We start from the raw sequence: 14,274 nt of genomic DNA on the forward strand, positions 1-14,274 counted from the left end.
TGGGAAAAGATCGCGCAGATGACAAATCCCGACAAGATAATTCGGGGATAGATCGAATGCCTAAGTTTCGCTTGCGACATCTTTTGCTCTTGAGTTCCAGCGTTGCGGTAGCCGGCGCGGCCCAGGCGGCCGAACCGGCGTCCAGCGCCGATGGCGCCGCGCCCGCGGTCGAGCAGGTGATCGTCACCGCCGAGCGACGCGCCACCGACCTGCAGAAGACCGCCATCGCCATCTCGGCCTTCGGCCAGCAGGTCCTGGCCGACCGCAAGATCGACAACATCCGCGACCTGTCGGGCCAGATCCCCAACCTCAGCATCAGCCGGGTCACGATCAGCCACACCACCCAGACCTACGCCCTGCGCGGCGTCGGCGAGGCTGATCCGATCCAGGAACCGGTGCTGGCCGTCTATGTCGACGACGTCTACATCCCGCGCCAGATCGGCTCGATGGTCGAGTTCAACGACCTGGAGCGCATCGAGGTGCTGCGCGGCCCGCAAGGTACGCTGTACGGCCGCAACTCCAGCGCCGGCGCCCTGCGGATCATTATCCGGGACCCGGGCCAGAAGCTGCGCGCCAAGGCGGAAGTCGGGCTGGGAAACTATGGCGCGGTCGATGTCCGCGCGCTGATCGAGGGGCCCCTGGTCGCCGACAAGCTGTCGGGCAGCCTGTCGTACATCCATCACGAGCGCGACGGCGTCACCTTCGACCCGACATTGAACCATGACGTCAACCGCATCGACCTGGACGCCCTCCGCGCCAAGCTGCGCTGGACGCCGACCGAACGCCTGGACGCCCAGCTGACCCTCAACGCCCTGCGCGACCGCAGCGACACGCGCAGCTACGTCCCGGTGAACCAGCCGGGCGGGACCTTCCGCAACGATCGCTCCTATTCCGAGGTCGAGCCCGTTCAGGATCTGGACCAGATCAGCGGCTCGCTGCGGGTCCAGTACGAGCTTTCCGAGCACCTGAAGCTGAAGTCGATTACCGCCTATGGCGGCTTCAACCTCAATCCCGTCGCCTATGACAACGACGGCCAGGCGGCGCTGATCCAGAAGAACCTGATCCACTACAACGACCAGTACGCCACCCAGGAAGTCCAGCTGAACGGCGACTTCGGCGACGTCACCTTCACCAGCGGCCTGTTCTATCTGCACGAGCGGTTCTTCGTGCAGCGCGACGGCTACAGCCGCCGCAACGCCCAGAACACCGATCCGGTGACCACGCCCGGCAACTACGGCTTCGCCCGGGCCCACAACATCACAAACACCGACGCCTATGCCGTGTTCGGCGAAGCGACCTGGAAGGCGACCGACCGCCTCTCCCTGACCGGCGGCTTGCGCTGGACCAACGAGGAGAAGGACTTCGTCTTCGACAACAAGGTGCTGAACCTGTCCGGCCAGGTGGTCGGCCAGTCGATCGTCGGTCAGGCCGACAAGACCTTCTCGGCGATCACGCCCAAGGTCTCGGTCCAGTATCAGTGGACCGACGAGGTCCTGCAGTACGCGACCTGGTCGAAGGGCTTCAAGTCGGGCGGTTTCGACAACCGCGCCACACGGCTGGATCTGGCCACTCGCCCCTTCGCCCCCGAGAACGTCGACAGCTACGAAACAGGCCTGAAGACGGAGCTGTTCGACCGCCGGGCGCGGCTGAACCTGGCGGCTTTCTACAACGACTACAAGGACCTGCAGGTCAGCTATAGCGACCCGGCCTATCCGGGTAATTCGATCCGCGGCAACGCCGGCAAGGCCCATACCTACGGCGTCGAGCTGGAGAGCGACGTGCGCGCGACCGAGCGGCTCGGGCTGCAAGCTTCCGTCGGTTATCTGTTCGCCGTCTACGACAAGTACCGCAACGCTGGCGGGGTGGGCGTCAACGCCGACGGTCATCGCCTGTTGAACTCGCCGCGCTGGAGCCTTTCTGGCGGGTTGACCTACGACGTGCCGATCGAGATTCCGGGCTCCGTGCGCCTGGGCCTGAACGCCCAATGGCAGGGCAAGGCCCATTTCAATGCGCTGCAACGTCCGCAGGACGAGGCGCCGGCCCAGGGCTTCCTGAACGGCTCGATCACCTGGAACACGCCCGATCCGCGCTGGGCCGTACAGCTTTCGGGCCGCAATCTGCTCGATTCCGACAAGCCGGTCAGCGCCACCTACACGCCGTCCACGGGGGTCTACTATCGCAACTACCCCGACCCGCGAACCTTCCTCCTCACCCTCAAATACGCGCTGTGACCCGATGAGCCAGCACCACCTCTCCGACTTCGTGGCCGACTTTTCCAACCTGCTGGACCAGACCGGCGACGAAGCCGTGATCCTGCGAGAAGGCGGCGCCCTGCTGGCGCAGCTGGTCGCCGCGGACGACTGGCTGCCCGAAGCCCAGAGCCGGCCGGATCCCGTGCGCTACCAGCAGTACCTGCTGCATCGCGATCCGGCCGGCCGCTTCTCGGTCGTCAGCTTCGTCTGGGGACCGGGTCAAGCGACCCCGGTTCACGACCATACTGTCTGGGGTCTGGTCGGCGTCTTGCGAGGGGCTGAACTGTCGCAACCTTACGAGCGGCGCGGCGACTCCCTGGCCGCGTCAGGCCAGGTTCATCGCCTGGAGGCCGGCCAGGTCGAAGCTGTCTCGCCGACGATCGGCGACATCCACCGCGTCGCCAACGCCTTCGAAGACCAGGTCTCGATCAGCATCCACGTCTACGGCGCGGACATCGGGGCGGTGCGGCGCTCGACCTACGGCGCCGACGGCCGGCCCAAACCCTTCGTGTCCGGCTACGCCGACGTCCCGCCGCCCCTCCTGTTCGACCGCGCCAGCGCCCTGGCCTACGGAGCCGCCGAATGACCCTGTCTGTCGTCAAGCCTCAAGAGGTCCGCCGCGACCTGATCGCCCGACGCGAGATCGCCCTGCTGGACCTGCGCGAGGAAGACCCGTTCGCCAAGAGCCACCCGCTGTTCGCCTCGCAACTGCCGCTGAGCCGGCTGGAGGTCGAAATCCTCGACCGAGTCCCGCGCCTTGACGCCAAGATCGTCCTCTATGACGACGGCGAGGGCTTGGTCGCGCCGGCGGCCGAGCGGCTGGCGGCCCTGGGCTATACGAACGTTCACGCGCTGGCCGGCGGCGTCGCCGGCTGGCGCGCCGCCGGCTACGAGCTGTTCCAGGACGTCAATTCCTATAGCAAGGCGTTCGGCGAACTGGTCGAGGCGCGCCGCCACACTCCGTCCCTGCCGGCCCAGGAGGTCCAGGCCCGGATCGACGCCCGGGCCGACCAGGTGATCCTCGACGCCCGCCGATTCGAGGAATACGCGGTCATGAACATTCCCGGCGGGATCAGCACGCCGGGCGCCGAGCTGGTGCTGCGCGCCCGCGAACTGGCGCCCGATCCTTCGACCACGATCATCGTCAACTGCGCCGGCCGCACCCGCAGCCTGATCGGCGCCCAGTCGCTGGTGAACGCCGGCCTGCCCAACCCCGTCTTCGCCCTGCGCAACGGCACGATCGGCTGGACCCTGGCCCAGCAGACTCTGGAACATGGCCAGGGCCGCAAGTTTCCCGAGGTTCGTGAGCAGACCCTGGTCGAGGCTCGCACGCGCGCCCGCGACGTCGCCTATCGCGCCGGCGTCCGTCGCCTGGACCCGGCGGGCCTGACCGACCTCGGCAAGGACGGCGATCGCACGCTCTACCGCTTCGACGTCCGCACGCCCGAGGAGTATGCGGCGGGCCACATCCCCGGCTTCCGCTCAGCCCCTGGCGGCCAGCTGGTGCAGGAGACCGACGTTTTCGCCCCGGTTCGCGGCGGCCGCATCGTGCTGGCCGACGATCTAGGGCCTCGCGCCGACATGACCGCCTCGTGGCTGGCCCAGCTGGGCTGGGAGGTCTACGTGCTGGACGGCGGTTTCAAGGGCGGGCTGGAGATCGGAGCCTGGGTCCCTCGCCTGCCCGTCCTTCCGGCGGTCGAGGCCCTGTCGCCCGACGATCTGGCTCAGGCCATCGCCGACGAGACCGTGGTGGTGATCGACCTCGCTCCCAGCCCGCGCCATCGCAAGGGTCACGTGCCCGGCGCCTGGTTCGCCATCCGCGCCCAGTTGCCCGAGGCGCTGGACAGGCTGCCGAAAGACAAGGCCTTCGTCCTGACCTCGACGGACGGTGTCCTGGCCGCCCTGGCGGCGCCAGAACTGGAGAACCTGACCGATCGCTCCGTCCGCGTCCTGGCCGGTGGGACCGAGGCCTGGATCGCCGCCGGCCGCGCCGTCGAAGGCGGTCTGACCCACGCCGCCAACGCCCCGACCGACATCTACAAGCGTCCCTACGAGGGCACCGACAACGCCGCCGAGGCCATGCAGGCCTATCTCGATTGGGAGTTCGGCCTGGTCGATCAATTGGCGCGCGACGGCACGCACGGCTTCTACGTGATCTGAACCATGACCCTGCAGCTCTATTTCGCACCCGGTTCCTCGTCCCTCGCCCCTCTGGTGGCGCTGGAGGAGATCAGTATTCCCTACGGCGCCCACCGCCTGGATCTCGCGGCCGGCGACCAGCACAAGCCCGACTACCTGAAGGTCAACCCGCGCGGCCGCGTGCCGACCCTGCTGGTCGACGGCCAGCCGGTGACCGAGGTCCTGGCCATCCTGACCTATCTGGCCCACCGCTATCCGCATAGCGAACTTCTGCCCCTGGCCGACCCGCTGAGGCTGGCCAAGGCCTATGAGGTGATGAGCTGGTTCGCCAGCACGGTGCACGTGGCCTTCGCCCAGATCGCCCGCCCGGAACGCTACGCCGATGACGAGGCGGTGAAGGCCGCCTTGGCCACGCCCGGCGAGGCCCGTTTCGCGCGCACCCTCACCGACATCGAGCGCCTGGCTCAGGCGCCGGGGCCCTGGTTGCTGGGCGAGAGTTTCAGCGTCGTCGACGCCTACGCCCTGGTGATCTGGCGCTGGGCCGAGCGGCGGCAGATCGACACCGGACGCTATCCCGCCTGGAGCGCCAAGGCCGCTCGCGCCTTCGCACGCCCCTCGGTGGTCCGCGCCCTGCGCAGGGAGGCCGCGCCCGTAACGGCCTGATGAGCCGCCCGCATAACGCGCTTGAAAACTCCTCGCTCATCGCCGGGCGAGGTCGTCCCTAGGATCGTCCACCTAAATTGGAGCCCGCCATGAGCGTCGAATTCATCGGTTTCATCGGCACGCAGCATGCGTCCGAGATCCACCCGCCATCCGGCCCCGCGATCGATGTGGCCTATGTCGAGAAGACCGCCCGCGTGCACGAGGACGGCGGCTTCGACCGCGCCCTGGTCGCCTTCCACTCGACCGGGCCGGAAAGCCAACTGGTCGTGGCCCACGCGGCTTCCGTGACCAAGAAGCTGAATTTCATGATCGCCCACCGTCCGGGCTTCACCCAGCCGACCCTGGCCGCCCGCCAGCTGGCGCCCCTGGACCACTTCACCGGCGGTCGCGTCGCCGTCCACATCATCACCGGCGGGTCTGACGAGGAACTGGCCAAGGATGGCGATCACCTGACCAAGGACGAGCGCTACGCCCGCACCAGCGAATACCTGGACATCGTCCGCGCCGAATGGACCGGGGGCAAGCCGTTCGACTACGAAGGCCGATACTACAAGGTCGACCAGGGCTTCGGCGCGGTAAAGCCGCTGCAGGCCCCGCACATCCCGATCTATTTCGGCGGCTCGTCCGACGCGGCCATTCCCGTGGCGGGCAAGCATGCCGACATCTACGCCCTGTGGGGTGAAACCCAGGCCCAGGTGCGCGAGACCATCGCGCGCGTCCGCGCCGCCGCCGCCAAGCACGGCCGCCAGGTGCGGTTCTCGCTGTCGCTGCGCCCTGTGATCGCCGACACAGAAGAAGCCGCCTGGGCGCGCGCCGACGACATCGTCGCCCGCGCCAAGGCCCTGCGCGAGGCCGCCGGCCTGTCGACCAGCGGCCACCGCCCACCCAACGCCGGTTCGCAGCGCCTGCTGGACGCAGCAGCGCAAGGCACGCGCCTGGACAAGCGTCTCTGGACCGGGGTGGCCGCCGTCACCGGCGCCCAGGGCAATTCCACGGGCCTGGTCGGCACGCCCGAGCAAGTCGCCGCGAGCCTGCTCGACTACTATGATCTGGGCGTTTCGACCTTTCTCATCCGGGGTTTCGATCCGGTCGAGGACGCCGTCGCCTACGGTCGCGACCTGATCCCGCTGGTCCGCCAGCGGGTCGCCGAGCGCGACCTTCGCCTGGCGCGGGCCGCGAGCTGAGCCGTGGCGCCCTACGACGCCGCCTCGCCCCCATCCACGGACGCGACCTCCAAGGTCGCGTTCAAGGAGGTGCTGGCGCACCTGGCGAGCGGCGTCGCCATCATCTCCTGCTGGGACGGCCAGACGCCGCGAGGCCTGCTGGTCAGCTCGATCACCGGCCTGTCGGTCGAGCCGCCGCGCTTCCTGTTCTGCGTTCGAAAGGAGGCGGCCAGCCACGACGCCCTGCTGGCGTCGCGCGAATGCGGCGTCGCCCTGCTGGGCGCGGCTGACGAAGACGAGGCGCTGCGCTTCGCCAGTTCTTCACGCGCGACCGAACGCTTCGCGTCCGATCGATGGCGGCTGGCGGCGCCGACGCCCCCCGCCTACCGCGGTGGCGTCGCCAGTATCCGCTGCAACGTCGAAAGCGTCACCGACGCCGGCAGCCATTCCATCATCATCGTCTCGGCGATCGACAGCCTCCTGACGCCCGGTCCGCCTCTGGTCGCCTGGAACCGAGGGTTTCTTCGCGTGAGCCAGTAGCGCCATGTGGAAGATGGTCGTCACCCGCCGCCAGCCGCAGCGCCTGACTTGAGCGCGCCTGCCTCCTTGGCGCCTCCAACCTCGGAAAATCACCCGCCATACGCCGCCGCGGACGTTGCTCAGACGATCCGGCGGCCAAATACGCTGTCAGGACATGGCCCGTTTCGCGCGCTTGGTCCTGGGCGACGCGATATCCAGCGGCATGTGAACGGGATTCCGCGCACCCGCGTGCTGACCGACAAGCCGTTCGGCGTCAACCTAACCTTCCTGCCGTCGGTCAAGCAGACCGACTATCCCGGCTATGTCCGCGTGATCGTCGAGGCCGGGATCATCGGCGCGAACGTCAACTTCCCGCTCCTGGAAACGACAGCGCGGGTGTTTCGCAAGGTGTGGGAAGGGGCCTGCTTCGGCGGGTTCCTGACGGGCCGCGAGGGCGCGCGGGTGATGCTCACACGCGGCAAGGGGTCGATCTTCTTCACGGGGGCGACGGCCGGCTTGCGCGGCGGATCAGGCTATGCGGCCTTCGCCAGCGCCAAGTTCGGCATCCGGGCTGTGGCGCAGGCCGCCGCCCGCGAACTTGGCCCAAAGGGATCCACGTCGCCCACCTGGTCATCGACGCCGGCGTCGACACCGAATGGGTGCGCGAGCGGATGCGGGCGGCGGGCGTCGGCGAGGACCGGGCCCTGCTCCAACCGGCATCGGTCGCCAACGCCTACTGGGCGCTCCACCAGCAGACCAGCGACGCCTGGATCTTCGAAACCGAAATCCGGCCCTCCGTCGAGCCCTGGTGATCGCCGGAGCGCGCCAACGCCTTGGGATGACTTCCAGGGCGCGGTCCCCGTAAGAGCCTTCAGCCCCTTCGCGCCACCAGCCCAGCCATCGGCGGCAATGTCCCCTGCCCCGTCAAGTTGACCTGTTCGACGATCCGCCAGCCGGCCGGCAGGTCCCAGGTCACGGGCTCAAAACCCAGGTTGAAGGCGCACAGCACCTGGTCGGCGCCGTCGCCACGCAGGAAGATCAGTAATGGTTCTGGCGCTTCGACCAGGGTCATGGCGCCCGCCCTTAGACCCGGCAACCGGTGGCGCAGGGCCACGACGCGCCGGGCGACGTTCAGCGTTGAGTCGGTGTCGCGCTCCTGGCGGTCGACGGCCAGGTCGATGTGCGACGGATCGATCGGCAACCAGGGCTCGACCTTGGAAAAGCCTGCGTGGGCGGCGACGGCGACCCAGGGCATGGGCGTACGCGCGCCGTCGCGACCCAAGGTCTCGGGCCAGTTGGCGATCGCCTCGGGATCACGCAGCCGGTCGTAGGGCACCTCGGCCTGGGGCAAGCCCAGCTCTTCGCCCTGGTAGATGAAGACGTTGCCGCGCAAAGACACCAGCAACAGCAGTGACATGTCGGCGAAGGCCTTGGGGTCTCGGCCCCCGGCCCAGCGAGACACCGCCCGCGGCGCGTCATGGTTCGAGAATGTCCAGGAGGGCCAACCCTCTCCCTCCCCGCCCGCCCACATGGCCGCGCCCTGCCGGACCAGAGCCGTCGCCAGGGTGTCGGCGTAGAGATAGAGAAAGCCGTAGGCGCTGTGCAGGCGGTCGGGGCCCTGCGTGTACAGCTTCATCTCGCTGTCGGCCCGCTCCCCCCCGACCTCGGCCACCATGAAACGCCCGCCGTACGACTCGCCCAGCCGGCGCAGGCGGGTCAGGAAGGCTGGGATGTCGTCATGCGACTGGTTGTGGAAGTGGTGCTGGAAGTCGAACGGCCGGGTGCGCTTGCCGCCGCCGTCGAGGTTCGGCGGATTGTCGGTCAGAGCCTGGTCGTGCATGGCGAAATTGATCGCGTCGAAGCGAAAGCCGTCGACCCCGCGGTCCAGCCAGAACCGTGACGTGGCGACCAGGGCGTCCTGCACCTGCGGGCTGTGGACGTTGAGGTCGGGTTGGGCCGAAAGGAAGTTGTGCAGGTAGTACTGGCGACGGCGCGCGTCCCAGGTCCAGGACGGCCCGCCGAACACCGACTGCCAGTTGCTGGGCGGCGAGCCGTCCGGCTTGGCGTCGGCCCAGACATACCAGTCGGCCTTGGGATTGGTGCGGTCCTGGCGACTGGCCTTGAACCATGGATGCTCGTCGGAGGTGTGCGAGAACACCTGGTCGATGATCACCTTCAGGCCCAGGGCGTGGGCCCGCTCGATCAGGCGATCGAAGTCGGCCAAGGTTCCGAAGATGGGGTCGACGTCCTCGTAGTTGGAGACGTCGTAGCCGAAGTCCTTCATCGGCGAGGTGAAAAACGGCGACAGCCAGATGGCGTCAACGCCCAGCGAGGCGACATACTCCAGGTGGGCGGTGATCCCCGGCAGATCGCCCACCCCGTCGCCGTTCGAGTCCGCGAAGCTGCGCGGATAGATCTGGTAGATCACCGCGCCACGCCACCAGTCGCGGTCGTGGGCCGGGTCGATGGACGGCTTTGAAAGGGTCTCGACCGTCACTGGCCAACCTCCGAAACGCAAATCATGTAGTCGAGCGGGCCGACCTCGACGCGGTAGCTGCCGGACGCCGTGGCGGCGGCCGCGCAGGACCCGTGGGCGGATCGCCAGATCCTGGAAGTCGCATCGACCTCGACCTGGGCCACGATCGGCGTCAGGCCGGTGTTGAACGCCACCAGCACCTCGCCGGCCTCGGTCATACGCGAGACGGCGAACAGGCCCGGCTTGTCGCCGGCGGCCCGCACAACCTGGCGCCCGCGGCGCAGAGCCGGCTCCGTGGTCCGCAATCGCGCCATGGCCGAGATCGCCTTGTAGAGCGGCGCGTCGGTCCTGAAGTGATCGCCCCCGACCGCGCCACCGTCGACCAGTCGATCGGCGGCGTAGCTGGCGACCCGGGTCGCGAACATGTCCTGGCGGGAGTCCTTGTCGCCGCCCGCCCCGGCCAATCCCTGCTCGTCGCCGTAGTAGAGAACCGGGATGCCGCGCGTGAACATCAGGAAGGCGTGAGCCAGGATCACCCGCCGGGTGATCTCGTCATCCGAAGCGTCCGGATGGGCGGCGCGCACGAAATGACCAATCCGGCCCATGTCGTGATTGCCCAGGAAGGTCGGCAACCGCAGCGCCGCCACCTCTCCGCCCTCGTATAGCGCGTCCTGCGAGAACAGGTGCGCCAGGACGTCGGTCCCGGCCTTGCCGTTGACGACATCGGCCACGGCGCCCTGGAAGGCGAAGTCGAGTACGGCGGGGTAGCCGTCCACCCGCGTGAACCTGGCCAGCATGCCGGGTTCGGTTTCGGCGACCTCGCCGAAAATGTGGAAGTTCGGAATCCCTCGCGCCTTGGCCCGGGCCAGCATGGCCGGCACGAAGGCTCGCCAGAACTCGGGGTTGACGTGACGGGCGGTGTCGATCCGGTAGCCGTCGATCCCGAAATCGTCGATCCACCGACCGTAGATCTCGATGAAGCCCTTCACGACGCGCGGGTTTTCGGTGGCCAAGTCATCCAGGCCGGCGAAGTCGCCGTAGGTCGAGCTCTCGCCCGTGAACCGGCTGTTTCCGCGGTTGTGGTACCAGATCGGATCGTTCAGCCAGGCCGGTTTCTTGACCGCCGTTTCGTCCTTGGCGACGTAAGGCGCGTAGGCGAAGTCGGGCCGCGTCAGCTGCGCGAAGTTCTCGGCTGTCTGTCGAGCCGAATCGTCGCCCAGAAAGCCGTCGTTGATCGCCGCGCCGCCGACGCCGCCCTGGCGGACGAACGGATAGTCGGCCTTGGAGCGGTAGTCGCAGCCGGTCGCCGGGCAGCCGCGATACTGGATAATGTCGGCGGTGTGGTTGGCGACGATGTCCAGATAGACCTTGAGGCCGCGTGCATGGGCGGCGTCGACGAAGGCCTTCAACTGAGCCCGTGTGCCGAAATGAGGATCCACGTCGGTGAAGTCGGTGATCCAGTATCCGTGATAGCCGGCGGACTCCTGACCTGGAGGTCCCTGCACCACCTTGTTGCGGAAGATCGGACCCAGCCAGATCGTCGTCGCGCCCAGGCCCTGGATATAGTCGAGCCGAGCGGTCAAGCCGGCCAGGTCGCCGCCGTGGTAGAAACCCTTGTCGGACGGATCGAAGCCGGTCTTCAGGCGGTCACCGGCGAGCCCCCCACGATCATTGGCCGTGTCGCCGTTGGCGAACCGATCGGGCAGGACGAAATAGATCACCTCGTCCTGCGGCGGGCGGTCGAGATAGGCGGCGTGAGCGGACGGCGCAGCCTGGGCGAAACCGGCGCTCATCGTGGCGGCGGCGACGAGCGCGGCCCACGCTGATCGACTCGCCCATGCCCTCCGAAGTTTCAAGCGCCCGCCCCTCTGAATGTGCACAAGATCGGTCGATTTAGCGCCGATCATTTGATTTGCAATAATTTGCAGAAACCCCCTGGAGCTGTCAATCGCCCTCGTGGCGCAACCGGTAGCGCTGTTTTCTAGGGCAATTCCGAAAGCCATGCTCACCTGCTTCCACTCGACGGATGCCATCCACGGCGCCTCATCCATTTTTCCAGTTGCAATTGAAGGCGTTTGTTTGCAGTAATTTGCACAACGAAGCTGGATCACCGCAGCGAAACTGCGGGAGCCGATTGGGAGGGAGCCTCTGATGACGACCAATTCCATGCCGCGCCGAACGCGACTGATGAGCGGAGCCGCCACGGGCCTGGCCCTGCTGCTGATGGCCGCCGGCGCCGCCCACGCCCAGGACGCCGCCGCGCCGGCCCCCGACACCGTCGAGGAAATCACCGTCACCGGCATCCGCGCGGGCATCGAGAACGCCATCGCACTGAAGAAGTCCTCAAGCTCGATCGTCGAGGCCGTGTCGGCCGAGGACATCGGCAAGCTGCCCGACACCTCGATCGCCGAATCCCTGGCCCGCCTGCCCGGCCTGACCGCTCAGCGCCTGGACGGCCGCGCCCAGTCGATCTCGATCCGCGGCCTGGGTCCCGACTACAACACCGTGCTGTTGAACGGCCGCGAACAGGTCTCGACCGGCGATAACCGCGGCGTCGAGTTCGACCAGTACCCTTCGGAAATCCTCAGCGGCGTGCTGGTCTACAAGACCCCCGACGCGGCCCTGATCGGCCAGGGCCTGGCCGGCACCGCCGACCTGCGGACCATCCGGCCGCTGAAGTACGGCAAGAAGGTCCTGTCGGCCAACGCCCGCTACGAATTCAACAGCGAAGACAAGCTGAACCCGGACGGCAAAGACAGCGGGCATCGCCTCAGCGCCACCTTCGTCGACCAGTTCCTGAACGACACCCTGGGTGTCGCCATCGCGGTCTCGGACATTTCAAGCCCGACCCAAAGCCGCCGCTTCAACGCCTGGGGCTACCCCACCACCGCCTCCGGCGACGTGGTCATCGGTGGCGCCAAGCCGTATGTGCAGTCCAACAACCTCAAGCGCACCGGCGTGATCGGCGTGCTGGAATACAGCCCGACCGACAAGTTCCGTTCTTCGCTGGACCTCTACTATTCGAAGTTCCGCGAAAAGCAGATCCTGCGCGGCATCGAGCTGCCGCTGTTCTGGAGCTCGGCCAGCCTGCAGCCGGGCTACACCGCCCAGGACGGCCTGATCACGCAAGGAACCTATACCGGCGTGAAGGGGGTCATGCGCAACGACCTCAACACCCGCCACACCACCCTGAAGTCGGCCGGCTGGAACATCGCCTACGACACCGACAACGGCTGGACCCTGGCCGCCGACCTCAGCCACTCGGACGCCAAGCGTCGCGACGTGATCTTCGAATCCTATTCGGGCACAGGCCCGTCAGGCGTCGGCGCCACCGACACCCTGACCTTCAACACCACGCCGGGCGCGGGCACCACCTTCGGTTCGAGCCTGGACTACACCAACTCAACCCTGTTCGTGCTGACCGACCCTCAGGGCTGGGGCGCTGGCGCCAACGGCGGGGCCGCCACAGGCGGCGCCGTGACCCAGGCGGGCTTCTACAACACGCCGGCGATCAAGGACGAGCTGAACGCCGTCCGTCTGAGCGCCAAGCGTGACCTGGCGTGGGGCCCTATCAACAAGGTCGAGTTCGGCTATAACGCCAGCCGTCGCGAGAAGTCCAAGGAAGTGCACGAAAGCTTCCTGACCTTTGGCGGGACGATCGCCCAGGGTGCGCCGCTGAGCCGGCCGATTCCCAAGGAAGCGCTGATCGGCACGGTCAGCCTGAACCTGATCGGCATCAAGGCGATGCTGGCCTATGACCCGACCTACCTGCTCGACAACGGTGTCTACACGCTGGTCGCCGATCGGAGCCCGGCGGTCCAGACCCGCAACTGGGCGGTCAAGGAAGACGTGCAGGTCGCCTACGCCAAGTTCGACGTCGACAGCACGGTCGGGTCGATCCCGGTCACCGGCAACACCGGCCTGCAGGTGGTCCATACCGACCAGTCCTCGACCGGCACGCGGGTCAATCCGGCCGATACGGCCAACCCGACCAGCAACGACGGCGGCGACAAGTACACCTACGTCCTGCCGAGCCTGAACCTGACGTTCGACCTGAGCAACGAGACCTTCCTGCGGTTCGGCGCGGCCCGTACCCTGGCCCGGGCCCGGATGGACGAACTGCGCGCCAGCCAATCGTTCAACCAGAATCTGTCCAACCTCACCTCGACCGATCCCAACACCTCCTATTTCAGCACCGAAGGCGGCAATCCCCAGCTGCGGCCTTACATCGCCGACGGCGTTGACGTGTCGCTGGAAAAATACTTCGGTCGTTCGGCCTATGTCTCGGCCGCCGCCTACTACAAGAAGCTGTCGAACTTCGTGAACTCCGGCGCCTCGACGATCGAGGACTTCTCGCCCTTCCTGTCGCTGCTGACACCGACCCAGCAATCGCAGCTGGGCACGACCAAGGGTCTGGCGAAGGCGCCGCAGAACGGCAAGGGCGGCTATATCCGCGGCATCGAACTGTCGGCCTCGATCCAAGGCGACATCTTCTTCGAGCCGCTGCGCAACTTCGGCCTGATCATCAGCGGTTCGTACACCGACAGCTCGGTCAAGCTGGAGGACGACACCGCGCCCATCGACATGCCGGGACTGTCGAAGACGGTGATCAACACCACATTCTACTACGAGAACAATGGCTTCAACGCCCGGATCAGCAACCGCTATCGCAGCAAGTTCCTGGGCGAGGTCGCCGGCCTCAGCGCCGCGCGGATCTACCGGACCGTCGACACGGAATCCGTGCTCGACGCCCAGATCGGCTATGAGTTCCGCCAGGGTCCGCTCAACGGCCTGTCGATCCTGCTGCAGGCCAACAACATCACCGACGAGCCGTTCAAGACCTACCAGAGCGGCGACCCTCGCCAGACCATCGACTATCAGAAGTACGGAACCACCTACATGGTCGGTGTCTCGTACCGGTTCTAAAAGGCGTCCCCCTCCCTGCAGCTCCCCGCCGGCCCGTCCGGCGGGGATTTTCTTTTTGGGCATCGACCACACCGACTCGGGAATGGCCGACGCGCAGCTAGCTGAACACCGCTCCATGAACGCCGCTTGCCATAAT

10 protein-coding genes and 1 pseudogene are annotated in these 14,274 nt (G+C 67.1%); 9 read left to right on the plus strand and 2 right to left on the minus strand.

Going from position 1 to position 14,274, the window contains the following annotated elements:
• The first annotated feature begins 89 nt into the window (after nucleotides 1-89).
• The 8 genes and pseudogenes from EV278_RS19915 to EV278_RS24530 all read left to right on the plus strand — a co-directional run bounded on the left by EV278_RS19915 (nucleotide 90) and on the right by EV278_RS24530 (nucleotide 7,548).
• A complete protein-coding gene (locus EV278_RS19915; protein WP_243692281.1) occupies nucleotides 90-2,231 on the plus strand; it encodes a TonB-dependent receptor in 2,142 nt (713 codons plus the stop codon).
• A 4-nt stretch (nucleotides 2,232-2,235) separates the two neighbouring features.
• Complete coding sequence (locus tag EV278_RS19920) at nucleotides 2,236-2,838, plus strand: cysteine dioxygenase (protein WP_132095293.1); 603 nt, start codon at nucleotides 2,236-2,238, stop codon at nucleotides 2,836-2,838.
• Nucleotides 2,835-4,412 (plus strand): rhodanese-like domain-containing protein, encoded by a 1,578-nt coding sequence (locus tag EV278_RS19925; protein WP_132095295.1) that lies wholly within the window; start codon nucleotides 2,835-2,837, stop codon nucleotides 4,410-4,412. Before EV278_RS19920 ends, EV278_RS19925 begins: the two co-directional genes overlap by 4 nt.
• A 3-nt stretch (nucleotides 4,413-4,415) precedes the next feature.
• Nucleotides 4,416-5,054, plus strand: coding sequence for a glutathione S-transferase family protein (locus EV278_RS19930; RefSeq protein ID WP_132095297.1), 639 nt, complete (start codon nucleotides 4,416-4,418; stop codon nucleotides 5,052-5,054).
• 89 nt (nucleotides 5,055-5,143) lie between these two features.
• Entirely contained in the window at nucleotides 5,144-6,238 is a 1,095-nt protein-coding gene (locus tag EV278_RS19935; protein WP_132095299.1) for an LLM class flavin-dependent oxidoreductase, read from the plus strand.
• Nucleotides 6,239-6,241: 3 nt separating this feature from the next.
• Nucleotides 6,242-6,757, plus strand: coding sequence for a flavin reductase family protein (locus EV278_RS19940; RefSeq protein WP_132095301.1), 516 nt, complete (start codon nucleotides 6,242-6,244; stop codon nucleotides 6,755-6,757).
• Nucleotides 6,758-7,066: 309 nt separating this feature from the next.
• Nucleotides 7,067-7,330: pseudogene (locus EV278_RS24525) on the plus strand (SDR family NAD(P)-dependent oxidoreductase); the annotation flags it as partial.
• A gap of 65 nt (nucleotides 7,331-7,395) precedes the next feature.
• A complete protein-coding gene (locus EV278_RS24530) occupies nucleotides 7,396-7,548 on the plus strand; it encodes a hypothetical protein (RefSeq protein ID WP_243692283.1) in 153 nt (50 codons plus the stop codon).
• Nucleotides 7,549-7,607: 59 nt separating this feature from the next.
• Here the strand turns inward: EV278_RS24530 and EV278_RS19950 are convergent, their stop codons facing one another.
• Together EV278_RS19950 and EV278_RS19955 are read right to left on the minus strand one after the other, a co-directional pair.
• Complete coding sequence (locus tag EV278_RS19950) at nucleotides 7,608-9,233, minus strand: alpha-glucosidase (protein WP_207905537.1); 1,626 nt, start codon at nucleotides 9,231-9,233, stop codon at nucleotides 7,608-7,610.
• Nucleotides 9,230-11,005, minus strand: a complete 1,776-nt coding sequence (locus EV278_RS19955) for an alpha-amylase family glycosyl hydrolase (RefSeq protein ID WP_165916716.1) — start codon at nucleotides 11,003-11,005, stop codon at nucleotides 9,230-9,232. Before EV278_RS19955 ends, EV278_RS19950 begins: the two co-directional genes overlap by 4 nt.
• Nucleotides 11,006-11,363: 358 nt before the next feature.
• Between EV278_RS19955 and EV278_RS19960 the strand changes: the two genes are divergently transcribed.
• Nucleotides 11,364-14,138 (plus strand): TonB-dependent receptor, encoded by a 2,775-nt coding sequence (locus EV278_RS19960; protein ID WP_132095305.1) that lies wholly within the window; start codon nucleotides 11,364-11,366, stop codon nucleotides 14,136-14,138.
• The last annotated feature ends 136 nt before the right edge of the window (nucleotides 14,139-14,274 follow it).

This window comes from Caulobacter sp. BK020 (assembly GCF_004342605.1).
GTDB lineage: Bacteria > Pseudomonadota > Alphaproteobacteria > Caulobacterales > Caulobacteraceae > Caulobacter.